General features: G+C 51.3%; 25 protein-coding genes. 8 read left to right on the forward strand and 17 right to left on the reverse strand.

What is annotated here, in order from left to right:
* From P2G85_RS13390 to fkpA, 9 genes are all read right to left on the reverse strand, one after another.
* The coding region (locus tag P2G85_RS13390) for a GTP-binding protein (protein WP_275864587.1) at positions 1 to 240 on the reverse strand (240 nt) is incomplete at its 3' end.
* Positions 241 to 393: 153 nt separating this feature from the next.
* The gene (fusA, locus tag P2G85_RS13395) at positions 394 to 2,493 is read right to left on the reverse strand and encodes an elongation factor G (protein ID WP_275864588.1); all 2,100 of its coding nucleotides are present in this window, start codon (positions 2,491 to 2,493) and stop codon (positions 394 to 396) included.
* 137 nt (positions 2,494 to 2,630) lie between these two features.
* Positions 2,631 to 3,101 (reverse strand): 30S ribosomal protein S7, encoded by a 471-nt coding sequence (rpsG, locus tag P2G85_RS13400; RefSeq protein WP_005488949.1) that lies wholly within the window; start codon positions 3,099 to 3,101, stop codon positions 2,631 to 2,633.
* 102 nt (positions 3,102 to 3,203) lie between these two features.
* Positions 3,204 to 3,578 (reverse strand): 30S ribosomal protein S12, encoded by a 375-nt coding sequence (rpsL, locus tag P2G85_RS13405; RefSeq protein WP_004399892.1) that lies wholly within the window; start codon positions 3,576 to 3,578, stop codon positions 3,204 to 3,206.
* A gap of 178 nt (positions 3,579 to 3,756) precedes the next feature.
* Complete coding sequence (tusB, locus tag P2G85_RS13410) at positions 3,757 to 4,032, reverse strand: sulfurtransferase complex subunit TusB (RefSeq protein WP_275864589.1); 276 nt, start codon at positions 4,030 to 4,032, stop codon at positions 3,757 to 3,759.
* Positions 4,033 to 4,040: 8 nt separating this feature from the next.
* A complete protein-coding gene (gene tusC / locus P2G85_RS13415) occupies positions 4,041 to 4,397 on the reverse strand; it encodes a sulfurtransferase complex subunit TusC (RefSeq protein ID WP_275864590.1) in 357 nt (118 codons plus the stop codon).
* The gene (tusD, locus tag P2G85_RS13420) at positions 4,394 to 4,789 is read right to left on the reverse strand and encodes a sulfurtransferase complex subunit TusD (RefSeq protein WP_275864591.1); all 396 of its coding nucleotides are present in this window, start codon (positions 4,787 to 4,789) and stop codon (positions 4,394 to 4,396) included. Before tusD ends, tusC begins: the two co-directional genes overlap by 4 nt.
* Positions 4,786 to 5,508 (reverse strand): transcriptional regulator, encoded by a 723-nt coding sequence (locus tag P2G85_RS13425; protein ID WP_275864592.1) that lies wholly within the window; start codon positions 5,506 to 5,508, stop codon positions 4,786 to 4,788. The genes tusD and P2G85_RS13425 overlap by 4 nt, the downstream gene beginning before the upstream one ends.
* Positions 5,509 to 5,655: 147 nt before the next feature.
* The gene (fkpA, locus tag P2G85_RS13430; RefSeq protein WP_275864593.1) at positions 5,656 to 6,438 is read right to left on the reverse strand and encodes an FKBP-type peptidyl-prolyl cis-trans isomerase; all 783 of its coding nucleotides are present in this window, start codon (positions 6,436 to 6,438) and stop codon (positions 5,656 to 5,658) included.
* Between the two features lie 128 nt (positions 6,439 to 6,566).
* Between fkpA and P2G85_RS13435 the strand changes: the two genes are divergently transcribed.
* Together P2G85_RS13435 and P2G85_RS13440 are read left to right on the forward strand one after the other, a co-directional pair.
* Positions 6,567 to 7,553: a PQQ-binding-like beta-propeller repeat protein gene (locus tag P2G85_RS13435; RefSeq protein ID WP_275864594.1), complete on the forward strand. Its 987-nt coding sequence runs from the start codon at positions 6,567 to 6,569 to the stop codon at positions 7,551 to 7,553.
* Positions 7,550 to 7,777: a SlyX family protein gene (locus P2G85_RS13440; RefSeq protein WP_275864595.1), complete on the forward strand. Its 228-nt coding sequence runs from the start codon at positions 7,550 to 7,552 to the stop codon at positions 7,775 to 7,777. The genes P2G85_RS13435 and P2G85_RS13440 overlap by 4 nt, the downstream gene beginning before the upstream one ends.
* A gap of 67 nt (positions 7,778 to 7,844) precedes the next feature.
* On the opposite strand, the gene P2G85_RS13445 is transcribed toward P2G85_RS13440, so the two are convergent.
* The 5 genes from P2G85_RS13445 to kefG all read right to left on the reverse strand — a co-directional run bounded on the left by P2G85_RS13445 (position 7,845) and on the right by kefG (position 12,182).
* Positions 7,845 to 8,786: an isoaspartyl peptidase/L-asparaginase gene (locus P2G85_RS13445; protein ID WP_275864596.1), complete on the reverse strand. Its 942-nt coding sequence runs from the start codon at positions 8,784 to 8,786 to the stop codon at positions 7,845 to 7,847.
* Positions 8,787 to 8,906: 120 nt separating this feature from the next.
* Positions 8,907 to 9,482 (reverse strand): peptidylprolyl isomerase, encoded by a 576-nt coding sequence (gene slyD, locus P2G85_RS13450; protein ID WP_275864597.1) that lies wholly within the window; start codon positions 9,480 to 9,482, stop codon positions 8,907 to 8,909.
* 88 nt (positions 9,483 to 9,570) lie between these two features.
* Positions 9,571 to 9,771 carry a YheV family putative zinc ribbon protein gene (locus P2G85_RS13455; RefSeq protein WP_275864598.1) on the reverse strand — a complete coding sequence of 67 codons (201 nt, stop codon included), beginning with the start codon at positions 9,769 to 9,771 and terminating at the stop codon, positions 9,571 to 9,573.
* 37 nt (positions 9,772 to 9,808) lie between these two features.
* Positions 9,809 to 11,605, reverse strand: a complete 1,797-nt coding sequence (gene kefB, locus P2G85_RS13460) for a glutathione-regulated potassium-efflux system protein KefB (RefSeq protein ID WP_275864599.1) — start codon at positions 11,603 to 11,605, stop codon at positions 9,809 to 9,811.
* Positions 11,589 to 12,182, reverse strand: a complete 594-nt coding sequence (kefG, locus tag P2G85_RS13465) for a glutathione-regulated potassium-efflux system ancillary protein KefG (RefSeq protein WP_275864600.1) — start codon at positions 12,180 to 12,182, stop codon at positions 11,589 to 11,591. Before kefG ends, kefB begins: the two co-directional genes overlap by 17 nt.
* Positions 12,183 to 12,352: 170 nt before the next feature.
* On the opposite strand from kefG, the gene P2G85_RS13470 reads away from it, so the two are divergent.
* From P2G85_RS13470 to crp, 6 genes are all read left to right on the forward strand, one after another.
* Positions 12,353 to 14,272 carry an ABC transporter ATP-binding protein gene (locus P2G85_RS13470; protein ID WP_275864601.1) on the forward strand — a complete coding sequence of 640 codons (1,920 nt, stop codon included), beginning with the start codon at positions 12,353 to 12,355 and terminating at the stop codon, positions 14,270 to 14,272.
* Positions 14,269 to 14,748 carry a TIGR02444 family protein gene (locus tag P2G85_RS13475; protein WP_275864602.1) on the forward strand — a complete coding sequence of 160 codons (480 nt, stop codon included), beginning with the start codon at positions 14,269 to 14,271 and terminating at the stop codon, positions 14,746 to 14,748. The genes P2G85_RS13470 and P2G85_RS13475 overlap by 4 nt, the downstream gene beginning before the upstream one ends.
* 88 nt (positions 14,749 to 14,836) lie before the next feature.
* On the forward strand, positions 14,837 to 15,844 hold the full coding sequence (locus P2G85_RS13480) for a hydrolase (RefSeq protein WP_275864603.1): 1,008 nt from the start codon (positions 14,837 to 14,839) through the stop codon (positions 15,842 to 15,844).
* Positions 15,845 to 15,880: 36 nt separating this feature from the next.
* On the forward strand, positions 15,881 to 16,093 hold the full coding sequence (locus P2G85_RS13485) for a YheU family protein (RefSeq protein ID WP_275864604.1): 213 nt from the start codon (positions 15,881 to 15,883) through the stop codon (positions 16,091 to 16,093).
* A gap of 120 nt (positions 16,094 to 16,213) precedes the next feature.
* On the forward strand, positions 16,214 to 17,083 hold the full coding sequence (locus P2G85_RS13490; RefSeq protein ID WP_275864605.1) for a phosphoribulokinase: 870 nt from the start codon (positions 16,214 to 16,216) through the stop codon (positions 17,081 to 17,083).
* 239 nt (positions 17,084 to 17,322) lie between these two features.
* Positions 17,323 to 17,955, forward strand: coding sequence for a cAMP-activated global transcriptional regulator CRP (gene crp, locus P2G85_RS13495; RefSeq protein ID WP_005381432.1), 633 nt, complete (start codon positions 17,323 to 17,325; stop codon positions 17,953 to 17,955).
* 77 nt (positions 17,956 to 18,032) lie between these two features.
* Here the strand turns inward: crp and P2G85_RS13500 are convergent, their stop codons facing one another.
* The 3 genes from P2G85_RS13500 to astD all read right to left on the reverse strand — a co-directional run bounded on the left by P2G85_RS13500 (position 18,033) and on the right by astD (position 20,545).
* The gene (locus P2G85_RS13500; RefSeq protein WP_275864606.1) at positions 18,033 to 18,824 is read right to left on the reverse strand and encodes a DUF1338 domain-containing protein; all 792 of its coding nucleotides are present in this window, start codon (positions 18,822 to 18,824) and stop codon (positions 18,033 to 18,035) included.
* Between the two features lie 116 nt (positions 18,825 to 18,940).
* Positions 18,941 to 19,075 (reverse strand): hypothetical protein, encoded by a 135-nt coding sequence (locus tag P2G85_RS13505; RefSeq protein ID WP_275864607.1) that lies wholly within the window; start codon positions 19,073 to 19,075, stop codon positions 18,941 to 18,943.
* Positions 19,076 to 19,087: 12 nt separating this feature from the next.
* Positions 19,088 to 20,545, reverse strand: a complete 1,458-nt coding sequence (astD, locus tag P2G85_RS13510; RefSeq protein ID WP_275864608.1) for a succinylglutamate-semialdehyde dehydrogenase — start codon at positions 20,543 to 20,545, stop codon at positions 19,088 to 19,090.
* Positions 20,546 to 20,569: the final 24 nt, after the last annotated feature.

Here is a 20,569-nt window from a genome sequence, read left to right on the forward strand (position 1 = left end):
AACGTGCGCGTAGTGGCGAGTTGGAGTGTCGTACTCTACGTGAGAAGTAGCGATTGTGATACCGCGCTCACGCTCTTCTGGAGCGTTATCGATAGATGCGAAGTCTTTCGCTTCACCGCCGTACACTTTAGCTAGAGTAGTACAGATTGCAGCAGTTAGAGTTGTTTTACCGTGGTCAACGTGGCCGATAGTACCAACGTTAACGTGCGGTTTCGTACGTTCAAATTTTTCTTTAGACACGATCGTGTTCCTTCCTAGTTATGATTCGCCGCGATCCTTATTGATCGAGACGCGCCAGAAATTGTTATTTTATGCGCCAACGCCCGTTAGCGCAATATTTGGACGGCCTGATCTGGCAAAAAGTCGTAAACTTTTTGCCAATCATTTACCGTCTTAGTAACCACGCTCTGCAATAATTTTATCTGCGAAGTTTTTCGGCACTTCAGCGTACTCGTTAAACTCCATAGAGTAAGACGCGCGGCCTTGAGTTGCAGAACGTAGGTCAGTTGCGTAACCAAACATCTCAGACAGTGGCACTTGAGCACGGATGATCTTCAGACCAGCCACACCTTCATCCATACCTTCGATGATACCGCGACGACGGTTAAGGTCACCAACAACGTCACCCATCCAGTCTTCCGGCGTAGTTACTTCGACATTCATCATTGGTTCAAGAATCACAGGTTGCGCTTCTAGTGCACCTTTCTTGAATGCCATCGAGCCGGCGATCTTGAACGCCATCTCGCTTGAGTCGACATCGTGGTAAGAGCCATCAAATAGTGTAGCTTTAATATCTAGAACAGGGTAACCCGCTAGAACACCACTGTTCATTTGCTCTTCAATACCTTTCGATACTGAACCGATGTATTCCTTAGGAATAACACCACCCACAATTTCGTCTACGAATACAAAACCTTCACCAGGTTCTGAAGGTTCAAGTTTGATCCATACGTGACCGTATTGACCGCGACCGCCAGATTGACGAACGAACTTGCCTTCCACTTCCGCGCTGCCACGAATGGTTTCACGGTAAGCAACCTGAGGTTTACCAACGTTACAGTCAACGCTGAATTCACGCTTCATACGGTCAACGATGATATCCAGGTGAAGCTCACCCATACCAGAGATCAGAGTCTGACCTGTTTCGTCATCCGTTTCCACGCGGAATGATGGGTCTTCCGCCGCCAGTTTACCTAGCGCGATACCCATTTTCTCTTGGTCTGCTTTAGAACGAGGTTCTACCGCAATCTGAATTACAGGCTCTGGAAATTCCATACGTTCCAGAATCACTTTGTGGTTCTGGTCACACAGGGTGTCACCTGTAGTTACATCTTTAAGGCCGATAGCCGCTGCAATATCACCAGCGCGAACTTCTTTTACTTCTTCACGCTTGTTTGCATGCATCTGAACGATACGACCGAAACGCTCTTTCTTCTCTTTTACTGAGTTGTAAACCGCATCACCAGAGTTGACAACACCTGAGTAAACGCGCATGAAAGTTAGTGTGCCCACAAATGGGTCAGTCGCGATCTTAAATGCTAGTGCTGAGAACGGTTCGTTGTCGTCTGCGTGACGCTCAACTTCATTCTCTCGCTCGTCGATACCTTTGATTGCAGGTACGTCGATTGGTGACGGCAAGAATTCGATCACTGCGTCCAGTACTGCCTGAACACCTTTGTTCTTGAACGCACTGCCACAAGTCGCCAGTACGATTTCGTTGTTCAGGGTACGAGTACGCAGAGCTTGTTTGATTTCTGCTTCAGTCAGTTCACCTTCTTCAAGGTACTTGTCCATCAGCTCTTCAGTTGCTTCCGCGGCCGCTTCAACCAGGTTGTTGCGCCACTCTTCAGCAAGCTCTTGCATGTCCGCTGGAATTTCGTCGTATGTGAACGACATGCCTTGGTCAGCTTCATTCCAGTTGATCATCTTCATCTTGATAAGGTCGATAACACCTCGGAAATCATCTTCCGCACCAACGTTTAGTTGGATTGGAACCGGGTTCGCCCCAAGACGGTTTTTAATTTGGTCCACAACGCGTAGGAAGTCGGCACCTGCACGGTCCATCTTGTTAACAAATACCATACGTGGAACGTGGTACTTGTCTGCTTGACGCCATACAGTTTCAGACTGAGGTTCAACACCAGATGAGCCACAGAACACAACAACGGCACCATCAAGTACGCGCAGAGAACGCTCTACTTCGATAGTAAAGTCAACGTGTCCAGGGGTGTCGATGATGTTAACGCGGTGCTCTTGGAATTGTGCTTCCATACCACGCCAGAAGGTAGTAGTCGCCGCTGAAGTGATAGTGATACCACGTTCTTGCTCCTGCTCCATCCAGTCCATGGTTGCTGCGCCATCGTGAACTTCACCGATTTTATGAGACAGACCAGTGTAGAACAGAATACGTTCAGTAGTGGTTGTTTTACCTGCATCTACGTGAGCACAGATACCGATGTTACGGTAGCGCTCAATAGGAGTTTTGCGAGCCACGATTGAATCCTCTTAACTTAGAGATAGGGACTATTGCTATAACTAAAAATGCTATCCCCTAGATATAGCAATAGTTCCTAGCATAGGCATAGGAACTAAAGAAGTGCTGCAAGGAACCTTGCAGCACTGAAAAGGTATTACCAGCGGTAATGAGCGAATGCTTTGTTCGCTTCTGCCATACGGTGAACGTCTTCACGTTTCTTAACAGCAGTACCTTTGTTCTCAGACGCGTCTAGCATTTCAGCTGCCAGGCGTTGAGCCATAGATTTTTCACCACGCTTGCGCGCAGCTTCAACCAACCAACGCATAGCAAGTGCGTTACGGCGAACCGGACGTACTTCTACAGGCACTTGGTAAGTTGAACCACCAACACGGCGAGATTTAACCTCTACCGCAGGGCGAACGTTTTCAAGAGCTTCTTCAAAAATAGCTAAGTGGTCTTTACCAGACTTTTCAGCCATAGAGTCTAGTGCAGTGTAAACAATTTTCTCTGCAGTAGATTTTTTACCGTCAACCATTAGGATGTTAACGAATTTTGCCAGCAGTTCAGATTTGAACTTTGGATCTGGAAGGATCTTACGCTGACCAATGACGCGACGACGTGGCATGGAATATTCTCCGTTGTCTTCTTCAGGTTTTATCCAAAACTTTGCAGTTTTTTCAAAAAATTAAAAAATAATTTAGTGTTTGGCCTTACTTAACGGAATCCATTAAGACTTAGGACGCTTCACACCGTACTTAGAACGACCTTGTTTACGGTCATTTACGCCAGCACAGTCTAGTGCGCCGCGAACAGTGTGGTAACGCACACCTGGAAGGTCTTTAACACGACCACCACGGATTAGAACAACACTGTGCTCTTGAAGGTTGTGACCTTCACCGCCGATGTACGATGTAACTTCGAAGCCGTTTGTCAGACGTACACGACAAACTTTACGAAGTGCTGAGTTAGGTTTTTTAGGTGTAGTAGTGTAAACACGAGTACATACACCACGTTTTTGTGGGCACGCTTCTAGTGCAGGCACGTTGCTTTTAACAACTTGCTTTGCACGTGGCTTACGTACCAACTGGTTAATAGTTGCCATTAACTAGCTCCTGATTTACTTGAAAGTAAGCTTTGTGAAAAATCTATCCCCAACCACCGTTGGCAGTTAGGGACGCAAAATTCTATGCAGCAGTGAGATGTGTGTCAAGAAATATACGGATCTTTTTTGTTCAATCGAAGCGAAGGGGCCGTAACGCGGGATATACGCCCTGAGAGGCTCAGTTCCACGTCAGAGAATTACGATGTTGTTCCGTGAGTTCGACAAAACCCGCGTAGTCAACCACAGTGCACGATGGGCTGACTCGGTGGCTGATGCCACGCGCCAGAAGATCACTATCCAGGACAAAAGCCGCCTGGCCTTTGACCATTGGAAAACTTTGGTGTTGCGGGTTCGCGGCATACACGGCATCTTCGATCAACAGTAACGCATCCTGCTCGTGGCAGAGAGCCACGGCGTCATGTAACCCGGTTAGCGTTTTAATAATGTGTAACATGCATCACCTCAGAACGACAGTAGTTTACCAGCTTGCTGCAAGCGCTGACGCAACTGCTCCCGGCTGAGTGGCTCGGCATCTATGATCAGATCCGCTTGCGCTAAGCCTCGCTCCGCGAGCGAACTGCGGCAGACATAGACTTGTTCAATGTCATAGAGATCGAACAACTTCAACATCGGCGCATAATCTTTACTCAGGATGGCCGACGGCTGCTGATCGCGCAGCAGTTGATATACGCCGTCACCGAAAAAGATAACGCTGATGTCTTCACAATAGGCCGACGCTGCCAACAGCGCATCCACCCCTTCGCGCCCTGCCGAGCTGCTATGAGGCGCACTACGAAACAGATAAGTTAACTGACTCAAAACTGCACCACCCTGTCTTGGCTGAGCATGGCTTCTGCCAAGCTACCGAGCCCTGCTTGTTCGAAGCCCTGGGCCAGATTACTTTGCGCGAGGCCATGCTGGCTGGCTTCATCTTCACCGACAATTCCCCGGCGCAGCGCCGCGGCGATGCAAGTCTCCAGACGAACACCATGCTGTTGTGCCAGCGTTTGCCAGGCCTGGCTGAGGTCAAACTCATCGTTAGCCGGCACACTGAGCGCCGTGCCGTTGCTGACCCCGTCCTGGTAAAAGAACACACTAACCAGCGTGTGGCCGCGTTTAATCAGGGCCTGGGCAAACTGGTATGCACTGCGAGCCGACTGGCTGCCGTACAGCGGTCCATTGACCACCAGCGTGTAGCGGAGGCAACTCACTTCTCTTCGTCCTCAGTTTTACGCTGACGAATATACAGGTAGACCGTATGTTTGGAGATGTTTAACCGATCCGCGACACGGTTAATCGCATCTTTGATGTCAAAGATGCCTTTGTCATACAGCTCCATCACGATTTGGCGGTTTTTGGTGTTGTTTGACACTGACTTGTCGGCGTTAATCTCTTCAATGGTACGTTCGACCGTCTGATCCACCAACTCTTCAACATCACTGGCAAAGTTTACCGATGACGCCGCTTCTTTGGCCTCTTGGGTCGGCATGAATGACTGCAATACCTGCGAGAACGGTGCATCCAGGTTGACATTGATACACAGTAAACCGATCACACGGTTATCACCGTTGCGAATCGCCACCGTGATCGACTTCATCAATACCCCGCCCTTGGCACGGGTAAAGTAAGAGCGAGAGAAATTACGCTCCGAGCCTTCAATGTCTTTGAGCATTTTCAGCGCCAGATCGGTGATCGGAGAACCAACCTGACGGCCGGTATTTTCACCATTGGCAATTTTGATCGCAGAGGTATTCAAATCTTCCAGCGAGTGAAGAACAATCTCACAAAACGGGCCAATCAGGCTGGCAATGCCATCCACCACCGCCTCATAAGATTTCAAGATGATTTTATCGTGCTCGGTAAATGGCATCACGTTGACAGATTCCATTTCGAGCAACATCTCCGCATTTATTGTTTCTGTAGTTGTCATAAGCCTTCGAGCGAAAAATCAACAAATTGGTGTAAGTTTATCAGAAAATTTGAGCCACAACCCAGCAAACTCACCAACTAGTGACCTAGAGCAAAAAAGGCCCGAAAATCGGGCCTTGTGGTCTAACCTAATGTCACGCAAGGTTTATTATTCAGTGGCTGCGTCACTTTCAATCTTCAGCAGCTCTACCTCGAAGACCAAAGTAGAGTTAGCAGGAATGCTCGGTGTATCTTGTGAGCCATAAGCCAGCTCAGGCGGGATAACGAACTTGAACTTTGAACCAACCGGCATCAGTTGGACACCTTCGGTCCAGCCTGGGATAACTCGGTTTAACGGGAACGTCGCCGGTTCACCGCGATCGTATGAGCTGTCAAACTGAGTACCGTCAATCAACGTACCTTTGTAGTGTACTTGTACGGTATCAATATCTTTTGGTTGCTCACCTTCAGCCGGTGTCATCACCTGATACAACAGGCCAGACTCAGTCTTAACCACGCCTTCTTGCTGCTCGAACTCAGCGCGGAATGCATCGCCGGCCGCTTTAGCTTCTGCCGCTTTCTCTTCCGCTTGCTTCTGCATGGTTTCAGCCACGCGCTTGTCCAGGCTTTCCAGCGCAGCACGGGTTTCTTCCTCGCTCATCGCCGGGTTGCCTTTGAATACATCTTCAATACCTTTCAGTACCAGCTCTTTGTTCAGGTCAATGCCAATCTCGCTTGGCTTTTCAATGCTGGCACTCAGGTAGTTTGCAAATGAAACCCCAATTGCGTATGCCGCTTTGTCATCGTCAGTTTTAAAGTGAACGGCTGTTGCGCTTTCTGCCTGCACTTGCTCAGCTTGTGGGGCAGCTTCTGATGTTGTTTCTTCTTTTTGACAACCTACCGCTAGCATGACTGTGGCAGCAAGTAGCGACACTTTTAAAACAGATTTCATTAATTTCTCCCAATAATGGCCAGGCCATTGGTTGATGTGCACAAATTTTCTTTGAGACTGATGAAGACAATCTTTATATCAATATACTAGTTATATGTCTTAAGACACAAACCGGATTATTGGATGTAATGCAAAGAATCTCTCATTTTTTCCTAGGCTTAATTGTCATCACCACGTTAAATGGTTGCTTTTTTGCCAAACAGGAAGCGCAACGCTGGAATTTGGAACCGCAGGGTTCGACCAGCTTTGCGTTAAGCCGTGACGGTCGCTTTGGCCTGTTCTACTCACGAGATCGCCATCTGGTATTATGGGATCTGGAACAAAATAGCGAACTGGCCCAACTGGGCGAACTCGATCCTGATGGCAGTGTGGTTTCCCATATCCGCATATCAGACAACGCCCGCTATGCCGTCACCGCCAGCCAAATGCATTTTGCGGTGTGGGATCTTGGCTGGGCCCAAGCCAAAGGGCTGTGGTCCATTTCAGATGGCCTGATACGTGATGCTGACCTGACCAGCAATGGTGAACAAGTGCTGCTGGGTTTATCTAACGGTAAAGCCATCTACGTCAACTTAGTCACCGGCCGGCGCATGGAGTTCCTTGCTCACCGAGAAAAAGTCAATTCGGTGGCCATTTCCCCCAACGGGCGCTTCGCGTTAACCGGCGGCAATGACTATACGGCCTATTTATGGGACACCAAAACCGGTCAGGTTCTGCACGCTTTCGAACATGAACAGCGGATTGTACGCGTTGCCCTGCAGCGTGACGGCGAGTTAGCCCTGACATCCGATGGCGGCAATCAAGCCATCATCTGGGATTTGCGCACCGGCAAACCCCGCAGCCAGCTGAGCAGTTGGTCACGACAACTGATTTTCTCCAGCGCACGATTTTCCGATGATGGCCGGTTGCTGGTCACCGGTACCCCATCCGGCCGGGTGATGGTATGGGACACTGCCACTGGCAAACGCCTCGACGGATTTGAAGTTGAGCCGAAAAAAGATACTCGCCCTCCCCGCGCGGTGGTGTATGATGCTGCCTTTGATTCCAAGCAACGTGTAATTACTGCCACCTCCGCGGGGATTGCCCAGGCCTGGCAGCTAGAGAACGGATCATGACAGACAAACTTATTCAACAACTGGAAGCGCGTATCAATGACCTTGAATGTCAGGTCGCGTTTCAAGAACAGACGATCGACGATCTGAACGATGCGTTAGCGCAGCAGCAGTTGCAAATCACCAAGATGCAAGATCAGATGAAATATGTGGTAGGTAAAGTAAAAAATATGGATGCGTCCAATATGGCCGATCCGGCCAAAGAGCCGCCGCCGCCACACTACTAACCCTCCATCAACAATCACAAAGCCCGGGATTACTCCCGGGCTTTGTGATTTAAACTAAGACTGCTCGCTAGTCGTCAGCATAAATTTTGACCGTCAGCTGGCCGTGAGTATCAATACTGGCGCGGTACATACCGGTACAGTTCAGCGCAAAATGCACATCGCCGCGGGCGTCGATTGCGATCAGGCCACCCTCGCCCCCCATCGTGTTGAGCTCACCGTGAATGATGGTGTCACACGCAGTATGGACGTCTTCCTGCAAGTAACGCATCCGCGCGGCAACGTCTTCCGCGACACGTTTACGAATAAAGATCTCACCAATGCCGGTGGTAGAGACGGCCACAACTCCATTTTCCGCCACAGTGCCACAGCCAATTAACGCCGAGTCACCGACCCGGCCATATTGTTTATTGGTCAGGCCTCCGGTGCTGGTCGCTGCGGCCAGGTTACCACTTTGATCCAAAGCCACCGCGCCGACCGTGCCGTGTTGATGCTCATCGGCATTACGCGCTTCGGCAAGTCCACATAAGCCTTTTTTGCGCATTGACAGCAGCTGTTCATAGCGGTGATCAGTAAAGAAATAATCCTGTTCGGTATATTGATGACCATGTTCAAAAGCAAACTGCTCGGCCCCTTCGCCGATCAACAACACATGCTGGCTTTTCTGCATCACATCGCGCGCCAGTTCAATGGGGTTTTTGATATGCCTGACTCCGGCTACCGCGCCAGCCGCCTGAGTACCGCCATCCATGAGCGAGGCATCCATCTCAACCATTTCATCATGGGTCAGGACCGAGCCTTTACCGGCGTTGAAATTGGGTGAATCCTCCAGCACTTTCACCGCCGCCACCACCGCATCTACCGCGCATCCGCCGGCTTGAAGTATTTGATGTCCCGCAGTCACCGCCGCGGTTAAGTCGGCGCTAATTGACTGCTGCCGTGCAGCCGTCATCTGCTCAGGAAAGATAACACCAGCACCAGCGTGGATGGCGAGCGAAAATGGTTTACTCATTATAGGCCTTACTCAAAGTTAGCGCTCTGCGCCTAGAAACAAAAAAGCGCAGGCTGAAGCTTCAACCTGCGCTCTTAATTCTATCAAAAGATAACTCTTATTCTTTTGAACTGGGTGGAATTAGTGCGAACCGCAACCGCCGCCGCCGCAACACTCGTGGTCGTCGCCTTTTTCTTCGCCACCACAGCAGCCGCCTTCATGATCGTGGTCGTGACCACCACAACAGCCGCCACCCTGGTGGATATGACCGTGCTCGACCTCTTCTGAAGTCGCTTCACGCGTTGCCATCACTTCCACTTCAAAAGTCAGTGTTTGGCCAGCCAGCATGTGGTTGCCGTCTACCACAACTTCGTCGCCGTCTACTTCAGTGACTTCTACAGGGATTGGGCCTTGATCCGTATCGGCCAGGAAACGCATACCCACTTCGATTTGCTCAACGCCTTGGAATACGTCTGCAGGAACACGTTGAACCAGTGCGTCGTTGTGCTCACCGTATGCTTCTTCAGGAGCTACCGTTACAGAGAACTTGTCGCCAGCCACTTTACCTTCTAGCTCTTTTTCAAGACCAGTGATTAGGTTGTTGTGACCGTGTAGGTAATCAAGAGGTGCTTCAGAAGTTGATTGATCAACCACAACACCGTCTTCCAACATTACTTTGTATGCAAGGCTTGCAACAACGTTCTTTTCAATTTTCATACTAACTCCAGGGAGATTAATGGACTTAACCAAGGTGGGGTTAAGTGCTGAGATGGTAGTATTATGGGGATCAATTACTGAAGTTCAATTATTCAGGCTTAAAAATCCCGATCATTTCCTGGCCTGAGTGTTTATTTTTTTCTACAGATTGCGGTTTACGCTGCTCGGTGTAATCACACTCGACACACTCGACCAGTTCAATATTGTTCTCGATCCACCAACGCAGGGTATCTTGCTGGCGGCATTGCGGACAGCTGGCGCCCGCGATAAAACGTTTTTTAGCTTTCACAATGGTTCCTTTTGCCACTCATCTCATGGCGGTTGTACTACTTCCAGTGGTTCGGCGACTGATGATCGCTCTCCATTTCGCGGCCAAAGATCTCTTCCAGCTCTTTGCGCGCTTCTTTCGCCCTCTGGGCCAGTTTCTTATCTTCGCTATGCTGCGGCAATAAGTCCTTGAGCATAGCATTATCCAGTTTACGAAAATGTGCTTCAGCCCGTTTGGCCTGGTACGGATGCATCCCCAATTGCACCAGTGTCTGACGGCCTAAATCTAATGCGCCAAGGAAGGTTTCTCGTGAATAGTGCTCCACCCCATGATTAATCAACTGGTATGCCTCTACCCGGCTGCGGGCACGGGCGAGCAGTTTCAGTTTGGGAAAATGCTGGCGGCAGAGATCGACAATGGTCATCACCTCATCAGGGGAATCCGTGCAAATCACCAGAGCTTCAGCTTTATCGGCCCCCGCCGCCCGCAGCAGATCCAACTGGGTTGCATCGCCATAAAACACCTTATAGCCGTATTTACGCAGCAGATTTATCTGGCTGGCATCACTCTCCAGTACGGTCACTTTGATCTTATTGGCATACATCAAACGCCCGACGATCTGGCCAAACCGGCCAAAACCGGCGATGATCACCCGTGGGCGACGATCCACCACACGGCTGGATATGCGCTCTTCTTCCTGGTTGAGGGTGCGTGCGAACCATTTCTTCTGCGCCATCAGTAACAGCGGCGTAGTGACCATGGATAAACTTACCACCACCAGCAAGAATGCCACTTGCTCTTTACTTAAGATCCCTTCCTGACTGGCCGCGGTGAAAATCACAAACGCGAATTCGCCCCCCTGACTAAGGATCGCAGCCATCCGGCTTCTGGCTTTAGCGCGCACACGGGAAAGACGGGCCAAAACGTATAACACCAGGCCTTTCACCACCACCAATGCCAGCACCGCTCCCAGAATGGCCAGCGGTTGCAGCGCCAGCAGTCCGAGGTTGACTGACATGCCCACGGCAATAAAGAACAGTCCGAGCAATAAGCCTTTAAACGGTTCTATCGCAATTTCCAGTTCATGGCGGTATTCACTCTCCGCCAGCAGCACCCCGGCCAAAAACGTCCCTAACGCCATCGACAATCCCAATGCCTGCATGGCCACCGAAATACCCAGGACCACCAACAGCGCGGCGACGGTAAACAACTCACGCACACCACTCATCACCACAAAGCGGAACAATGGACGCAATAAAAAATGACCACCAATCAACAGGCCAGCCACCCCGGCGATCACCCCGAGCGTGTTCACCCAGCTACCGTCAGCCTGACCACCGGACAACAGCGGCAATACCGCCAGCATCGGGATCACGGCGATATCCTGGAACAGCAGCACCGCAAACCCAGACTGACCGGTTTCGGTCCCTTCCAGGCCCTGTTCTTCGATCACTTTGAGGGCGATGGCGGTGGACGACAGCGCCAGCCCCATACCAATCACCAGGCTCATTTGCACGTTGAGACCAAACAGACTGATCAAACTGGCAATCACTGCCGTGGTGATCACCACCTGAGCCCCACCCAGGCCAAGGATCGGCCCACGCATTTGCCATAATTTTTTCGGGTTGAGCTCCAAACCAATTAAAAACAGCAGCAGCACCACCCCGAGTTCGGCAAAATGCAGAATGGCATCGACATCGCTGATCAGGCGCAGCCCCCAGGGGCCAATGCTCACCCCGGCCAGCAGATAGCCCAAGACTGATCCCAGCCCCAACCGCCGGGCGATCGGCACCGCGATCACCGCCGCAGAGAGAAACACCACACCGCTTTGCAGTAATTCACTGGTCATCGCCATACATGCCCCCTTGTGCGACCTGAACAACCTCTGTCAACGGATCGCTCAGCCAGCGACGGTACAACTCCGCATGCTGATAACGTTCAATATCCGAAACATTGCGTGACCAATACAGCACAAACGGTTCGATCCAGTGCATCTGGCATAATGCCGCCGTTAACTCAAACGGCTGTAAGATCTGCTCCAACGGATACTTGTTGTAACCTTTGGCGCTGAAAGCCTCTTCCTTGCCCCCGGTGGTGATCACACTCCGCCAGTATTTACCGCGCAGCGCACAGCCTTCACCAAACGCAAACCCTTTGCCCAGCACACGATCCAGCCATTCTTTCAGCAAAGCCGGGCAAGAATACATATACAGCGGATGATGAAAGACGATCACCTCATGCGCCATCAGCAACTGGTGTTCATGACTGACGTCGATGAAAAAATCCGGATACGCGGCGTAAAGATCGTGCACGGTCACGTGATCCAGTGATTCAATCTTTTTGATCATCACTTGATTCGCAATTGAATTTTGTGGCTCCGGGTGCGCATAAATCACCAGAACTCTTGGGGGCATCGAAGCTGCTGCAGCCAAAGGATCGTCCTTGTCTTGAATTCCTATCGGTTATCAAATTGTTATACTTTTTTGTTGCCCATAATGCAATTTATGACCAACAATCGACATTTTCCGTTAATACCCCTACTATTCACCGCGAGACACATTGACCCAGATACGCGCCTTGCGCGAAGTGAAGCAGACTTCTTATGATTACCTTCTCTGATATTCAGCTACTGCGTGGCGGCAAACCCCTGCTAGACCAAGCCTCTGCAACCATTCATCCCGGCGACAAAGTCGGCCTGGTCGGCAAAAACGGCTGTGGTAAGTCGACCCTGTTTGCCCTGCTCAAAGACGAACTGTCGATTGATGCCGGTGCTTTCAACCAGCCACAACACTGGGAGCTGGCCTGGGTGGCCCAGGAAACCCCGGCACTTGAACGCCCGGCCCTGGAATACGTCATCGATGGTGATCGCGAATATCGTGATCTGGAAAGGCAATTGGCAGAAGCCGAGCAGGCGGACAATGGTACGTTGGTGGCGGAGATCCATGGCAAAATCGAAACCATCGGGGGTTACAGTATCCGCGCTCGCGCTGCCGAGCTGCTGGACGGCTTAGGCTTTAGCCAAGAGCAGATGAACTGGAATCTGACCCAGTTTTCCGGTGGCTGGCGAATGCGTCTCAACCTTGCCCAGGCGCTGCTGTGCCGCTCCGATCTGCTGTTACTCGATGAGCCGACCAACCACTTGGATCTGGACGCCGTGATGTGGCTGGAGCGCTGGCTGCAGAGCTACCCGGGCACACTGATCCTGATCTCGCACGACCGGGACTTCCTCGATCCGATCGTTGGCCGGATCATTCACATTGAAAACCAGCAACTCAACGAATATACCGGTAACTACTCGTCATTTGAAAACCAGCGCGCACAGAAGATGGTGCTGCAGCAAGCCATGTTCGCAAAACAGCAAAAGCAGATGGCACACATGCAGAGCTACATCGACCGTTTCCGCTACAAAGCCTCCAAAGCCCGCCAGGCCCAAAGCCGGATCAAGGCCCTGGAGCGCATGGAAAAAGTGCTGCCAGCCCAGTTTGATAACCCGTTCAGCTTTGAGTTTCGCCAGCCGGCTGCCCTGCCCAACCCCATCATGATGATGGATGACGTTTCAGCGGGCTACGACGACAAGCTGATCTTAGAGAAAATCCGTTTAAACCTGGTGCCGGGCAGCCGGATTGGCTTGCTGGGCCGCAATGGCGCCGGTAAATCAACCCTGATCAAGTTACTCTCCGGTGAGCTAAAAGCACAAGGCGGCGATCTGACTTATTCCCAAGGCGTCAAGATCGGCTACTTTGCGCAGCACCAGCTGGAAACCCTGCACCCGGAAGAGACCCCTTTGCAGCACATGATGCAGATTGCGCCGGATAAGACCGAGCAGCAACTGCGCGATTACTTAGGCAGCTTCGGCTTCCAGGGGGACAAAGCGCTGGAAAAAGTCGCCCCGTTCTCTGGCGGCGAAAAAGCCCGCCTGGTACTGGCGTTGATCGTATGGCAAAAACCCAACCTGTTGCTGCTGGATGAACCGACCAACCACCTGGATTTGGACATGCGTCAGGCGCTGACACTGGCACTACAAACTTTCGAAGGGGCGATGGTGATCGTCTCGCACGATCGCTACTTGCTGCGCGCCACCACCGATGATTTGTACCTGGTGCATGACCGCCAGGTCGCTCCATTTGACGGCGACCTGAACGACTACTATAAGTGGCTGACTGAACAACAAAAAGCCGAACGTAAAGAAGCACAGGCCGCACAGCCGACGAAAGATAACACCAACAGTGCGACAGCGAAGAAAGAGCAGAAGCGGCGCGAAGCAGAGTTTCGCAAGCAAACCGCACCAATTCGCAAAACGCTGACACAATTAGAAAATAAAATGGATAAGTTAGGCGCTGCACTGGCGCAAGCGGAAGCACAATTAGCGGACAACTCACTGTATGAAACCGAAAATAAAGCTAAACTTAACCAGGTGTTGGCCCTTCAGGCAGAAAGCAAAGCCGTGCTTGAAGAAGTGGAGATGGAATGGATGTCGGCTCAGGAAACCCTTGAGCAGATGGAGCTAGAGTTTAATCAATGACAAACAAGCACGCACAAAACGACCTCACCCTGGAACACCTCTGGCAGTTCAGTCTGCAGTTTTATGGTGTGCGGGAAGTGAAAGAAGCGTGCTTGTCATTACAGAATAACTACCACGGCAACGTAAATTTACTCCTGCTGCTCAGATGGCTTGATGAGCAGCAAATCACCTTCCAGGAGCAAGACTGGCACCTGGTGCAACGTTGCCTGGGCCGCAGTGAAACCCTGCTTCACTCCTACCGCGATCTGCGGCGCCACCTTAAATCCCAGGTCAATGACGCCCTTTACCGCGAAGCATTGCAGTTTGAACTGCAACTGGAAAAACAGCAACAAGCCGATCTGGTCAACTGTATTAACTCGCTCACGCTAGTCAACAATGATGGCGAACCATTGACGCTGCGCTACTGTCGCCAATTGGGTGGCGAGCACCTGCAAGCGGCATTTTCCAGCCCGGTTCCAAACATTCCCCACCCATAAGTCAATAAAATATCTATACTAAAGTTATAAAGGATTATATTAATAAATACTTCAGCGTGCGTTGAAGTACCATAAAGAGCAGTTAGGTATGACACAATTTTCCGCCGCCGCAGGCATCAAAAACCCGCACCTGCAAACCCTGTTGCCACGTTTTATTCGCAAGAAAGCGTTATTTAACCCGATCTGGCAAACCTTAACGACCCCGGATGATGATTTCCTCGATTTGGCGTGGAGCGAAGAGCCACACACGGACTCCGCACAGCGCAAACCCGTTTTTGTCCTGTTTCACGGCTTGGAGGGGTGCTTTTACAGCCCGTACGCCAACGGCCTGATGGACGCATTTGCGCGCTCTGGCTGGCTGTCGGTAATGATGCATTTTCGCGGCTGCAGCGGCAAACCCAACAAACGGGCCCGCACCTACCATTCCGGGGAAGTGACCGATGCACGCCTTTTCCTCAAGCAACTGCACCAGCAATTTCCCAACAGCCCCAAAGTAGCCGTCGGCATCTCCCTTGGTGGTAATATGCTGGCCAATTATCTGGCCCAGTATCGGGATAACCCGCTGCTCGACGCCGCAACCATTGTTTCTGCCCCGCTTGATCTGGCTGCCTGTGCCGAGCGCATTGAACAAGGCTTTTCCAAAATCTATCGCCGCTACCTGCTCTCTTCGCTCAAGCGCACCGCATTACAAAAACATGACTTGCTGCACGGGGAGCTGGCGCTGTCTTACCGCTCGATCAAGCGCGTCACCCGTCTGTACGAGTTTGATGACCTGATCACCGCGCCATTACATGGTTTTAAAAATGCGCAGGATTATTACCAGCAATGTTCGGGCTTAAACAAACTGCCACAGATTAAGCTGCCAACGCTGATCATCCACGCCAAAGATGACCCGTTCATGACTGAAGCGGTGATCCCGAAATTTATCCTGCCTGACAATATCGACTATCGCCTGTATGAGCACGGCGGCCACGTCGGCTTTTTGAGTGGCAGTGCACTACAACCGCGATTCTGGCTCGAAGAAGCGCTACCGGCCTATTATGAAAGCGTGGCGGCGGATTATTTTTCTGCTGTAACTCCATCCCGGAAGCAGTAAAATAACGTCACTGGATCATAAAAGTCAGAGGTATTTATGATTGTTCCTTGGCAAGAGATCGCTCCGGAGACCCTGGAGAATCTCATCCGTGAGTTCGTACTACGGGAAGGCACCGACTACGGTGAAATCGAGCGTTCGCTGCAAAGTAAAATCGATCAGGTAAAGCACCAACTGCAAGCCGGCGAGGCCGTGGTTGTGTTTTCTGAGCTGCATGAAACGGTTGATATTCAACTTAAAACGAAATTTTAGACACTTCACACTTTGCCGACCCCCGCTCGCTGATAAGCACAGGTTACGTGCTATAGTGGGGTATCGGCCGTGCAGCACGCGCTGCACATTACAGGTAAGTACTTTTCGACAAGGTTTGTCATGTCAGCAAAACACCCGATCATTGCGGTTACCGGTTCTTCCGGTGCCGGCACCACCACCACCTCTGAAGCTTTCCGTAAAATGTTCAACATGATGAACATCAAACCGGCATGGGTCGAAGGCGACAGCTTCCATCGCTTTACCCGGCCGGAAATGGACATCGAAATCCGTAAAGCACGCGAACAGGGCAAACACATCAGTTACTTCGGCCCGCAAGCCAACGACTTCCCCGGCTTAGAAGCGTTTTTTCACCAGTTTGGCGACAACGGTACCGGCAGTGTGCGTCGCTACCTGCACACCTTTGATGAAGCCGTCCCCTATAACCAAATGCCCGGCACCTTTACCCCCTGGCAGGATTTACCGGAAAACAGTGATGTGCTGTTCTATGAAGGCCTGCACGGCGGAGTGGTGGATGGTGAGGTCAATGTCGCCCGGCATGTCGACTTTTTGATCGGCATGGTACCGATCGTTAACTTAGAATGGATCCAGAAGTTTGTCCGTGATACCCGTGATCGCGGCCACTCACGCGAAGCAGTGATGGACTCCATCGTGCGCTCAATGGATGACTACCTTAACTACATCACCCCTCAGTTTTCCCGCACCCACATCAATTTTCAGCGGGTACCGACGGTCGATACCTCCAACCCGCTTAATGCTAAAGGCATTCCAAGCCTGGATGAAAGCTTTGTGGTGATCCGCCTGCGCGGGATAAAAAACGTCGATTACCCCTACCTGCTGGCTATGATTGACGGCTCATTCATGTCACGGCATAACACGATTGTCGTACCAGGCGGGAAAATGAGCTTTGCCATGGAGCTCATTGTCAGGCCTATCCTGCAGCAGCTGATTGAAACCGGAAAAATCGGTTAATAATCAGCTCAACAGGATGTTTACTTTTCATACCGTGATCATGTGCACATTTTTGCTTAGAAAAACGCAATTACGGTACGATTAAAATCAAGAAATCGTTTTCGAAAAAGGATACTATTTCTAACCGAAACACAAGAGAGCTTGCAGCATAGAAAAAGTGCTCTTATTCTAGTAGGCCAATTCAGGCTTAGCTAAAATATGGATAGCGCAAGCGTACCCTGCAGAGGAAGTGAGATATTATGGTTCTAGGTAAACCTCAAACCGACCCAACATTAGAGTGGTTTCTTTCACACTGTCATATTCATAAGTACCCATCTAAAAGCACGCTGATCCATGCGGGCGAAAAAGCAGAAACTTTGTACTACATCGTAAAAGGTTCTGTAGCGGTTCTTATCAAAGACGAAGAAGGTAAGGAAATGATCCTTTCTTACCTAAACCAAGGCGACTTCATTGGTGAGCTTGGTCTATTCGAAGAAGACCAAGAACGTACCGCCTGGGTCCGCGCAAAATCTCCTTGTGAAGTGGCAGAGATTTCGTTCAAAAAATTCCGTCAACTTATCCAAGTTAACCCAGACATCCTGATGCGCCTTTCTGCGCAAATGGCTCGTCGTTTACAAGTTACCAGCCAAAAAGTGGGTGACCTCGCGTTCCTAGACGTTACTGGTCGTATCGCTCAGACTCTTCTGAACCTGGCTAAACAGCCGGATGCGATGACTCACCCAGATGGTATGCAAATCAAGATCACCCGTCAGGAAATTGGCCAGATCGTTGGCTGTTCTCGTGAGACAGTAGGTCGTATCCTGAAGATGCTGGAAGAGCAGAACCTTATTTCTGCGCACGGTAAAACTATCGTGGTTTACGGGACTCGTTAATTTCGCGCCAGAAATCGACGTTCAAGTTAATAAAGCCACCCTTTCGGGTGGCTTTTTACTTTCCGATGCAAGAAGCATTAACCGTTGGTACTTTCAAAAATCTTATCGGCAGATGCTGCGACGAAGCCCGGATATAACTCACCGTTTTCCATGGGATAACGCTTGGCAAACTCATAAAAACCACCCGGAATAGTTTCGCTGCCTTCGCTGAAGCTGACACTCACTTTATCAGCCATAGTCGAAGACTGCTCCAGCAGCACCTCTGGTGACCCCTTCACTTCGCCACCCGACTCATTGATGGTAAAGCCCGCTGAACGCAGCTGGTCGTTCACTTGTCTGACTTCCTGATGTTGGTTCAGCTGATTAACGCTGACCGTAAAATGGTTAGCGCCGTAGCCATGCGCAGCCAGCCAGGCGGCATACTCACTCTCTTTGGCCAACACTTGGTAATCGGCATAGCTTACCTGCCACAATCGCCCGCCCCACAAAAACTCTGGCCCTTGCAATTTACTCAGCTCCACCTGTTCAACCAGCCTGGCTACGATCGCCTGTAGCTCAGCCGAGCACTCTTCGACTTTCAGCTCACTAATGAAAACTTTAGGTTGCGCCGGATCCGGATGCTCAAAATGCTTGGCGACCAGCTTTTTGCTTTCAAACACATAGTCACCACCAGGCAGGTAGCCTGCGGCTAAAAACGGTTTGGCCAGGGTCTCAACCCCCAGCGGTGCCACATTAAAAGTGCGTAAGGCAATATGATCATTAATCAGAGGTTCATCTTCTTGCAGAAGCTGGTGCACTTGCGCAGCCGAAGGGCAAAGACGTTGAATATAGTCTTGCCACAGTGAATCAAATAACACATCTGGCGTCATAACGACTCCTTGTTATGAGAGGGTTGGTTAAGGTAAGCAGCAATGGCGCCCCGTTGCAGGCAACAACGGCGCGGCCATCAGCCAGTGACGGAAAGTGTCAGTCAGTCCAACACGCTTTACTGAGTCTTACGCTCACTATCGTGTTCCGCCAGTCCAGACTGCCCGCTCAAGCCGAGCTGACAGTTTGGCACGCGAATACTGTCGCACATGGTGTCCAGTAGCATATCTCTGCGGTAAAATACTGCAGGCATCAACGGCGCAGCTTACAGGCTCAGGCCCGGGCTTAATGTCTCAGGCAGCACCGTTTCATGCCCTTCCATCGACGCCATCGGGTAGGCACAGTAATCTGCCGCATAATAAGCACTCGGCCGCAGGTTGCCGGATGCCCCCGGACCACCGAATGGCGCGTCGCCACTCGCCCCGGTCAACTGGCGATTGCGGTTGACGATGCCGGCACGGATATGGTCGATAAAGTATTGCCACTCTTGCTCATCGGTAGACACCAGACCGGCAGACAAGCCAAAACGGGTGTCGTTGGCCAGGTCTACGGCGTGTTCCAGCCCCTGGTAACGCACCACTTGCAGCAACGGGCCAAAATACTCTTCATCCGGCAGCTCGGCGATATGGGTGACATCAATGATGCCCGGCGTCACAAACGCCGCTTCCCCGGCTTTGGCTTCGATCAGGCTCTCACCGCCAAGGGCGTGCAGCCTGGCTTGTGCCTGCAGAATAAACTGGGCTGCGGCAACCGAGATCTGCGGGCCCATAAATGGCGCAGGATCAGCAAAAGGTTGGTCGACACGGATCTTATGTGTGGCCTCAACCAGCCTGGTAATCAACACATCGCCTTTCTCACCCAGTGGAACATACAGGCGGCGGGCACAAGTGCAGCGCTGACCGGCACTGATGAAAGCCGACTGGATAATGGTGTACACCGTGGCATCCACGTCACCATAGTGCTCTGAGATGACCATCGGATTATTGCCGCCCATTTCCAGCGCCAGCATTTTTTCCGGCTGGCCGGCAAACTGGCGGTGTAGCAAGTGACCGGTACTGGCGCTGCCGGTAAACAGTACCCCGTCAATGCCTTTCGCCTCCGCGAGCGCGATTCCGGTTTCTTTAGCCCCCTGAACCAGGTTAATTACCCCTTTCGGTAAACCCGCCTCTTGCCACAATTTCATCGCCAGTTCACCGGTCCACGGGGTTTGCTCCGATGGTTTAAACACCACCGTATTCCCTGCCAGCAGTGCCGGAACGATATGGCCGTTGGGCAGGTGTCCGGGGAAGTTATACGGGCCGAACACCGCCATCACGCCGAGCGGACGGTGGCGCAGCACGATCTGGTTGCCAGCGGCCGCACGCATCGACTCCCCGGTACGGTCGTGATAGGCACGGATCGATATCGCGATCTTCCCCGCCATCACCGCCGCTTCGGTGCGGGTTTCCCATAACGGTTTACCGGTTTCCTGAGCGATCACCTGCGCAATTTTTTCACTGTTGGCTTTGACTTTCTCGGCAAAAGCCAGCACAACCGCTTCACGCTCGGCAAAAGGACGCCTTTTCCACTCGACAAACGCGGCACGGGCAGCCGCAACCGCCCGGTTAACTTGTTCGCTTGTTGCCGCCTTGCCTTGCCATACGATCTCTTGGCTATAAGGCGTCAGGGAAGCAAATGCCTCTCCCTCGCCGGCGACCCATTCACCTGCAATCCAATGTGTCATGATTTGTTCCTTACAATCTGTCAT

Origin of the sequence: Vibrio sp. CAU 1672 (genome assembly GCF_029223195.1) — a bacterium.
GTDB lineage: Bacteria > Pseudomonadota > Gammaproteobacteria > Enterobacterales > Vibrionaceae > Vibrio.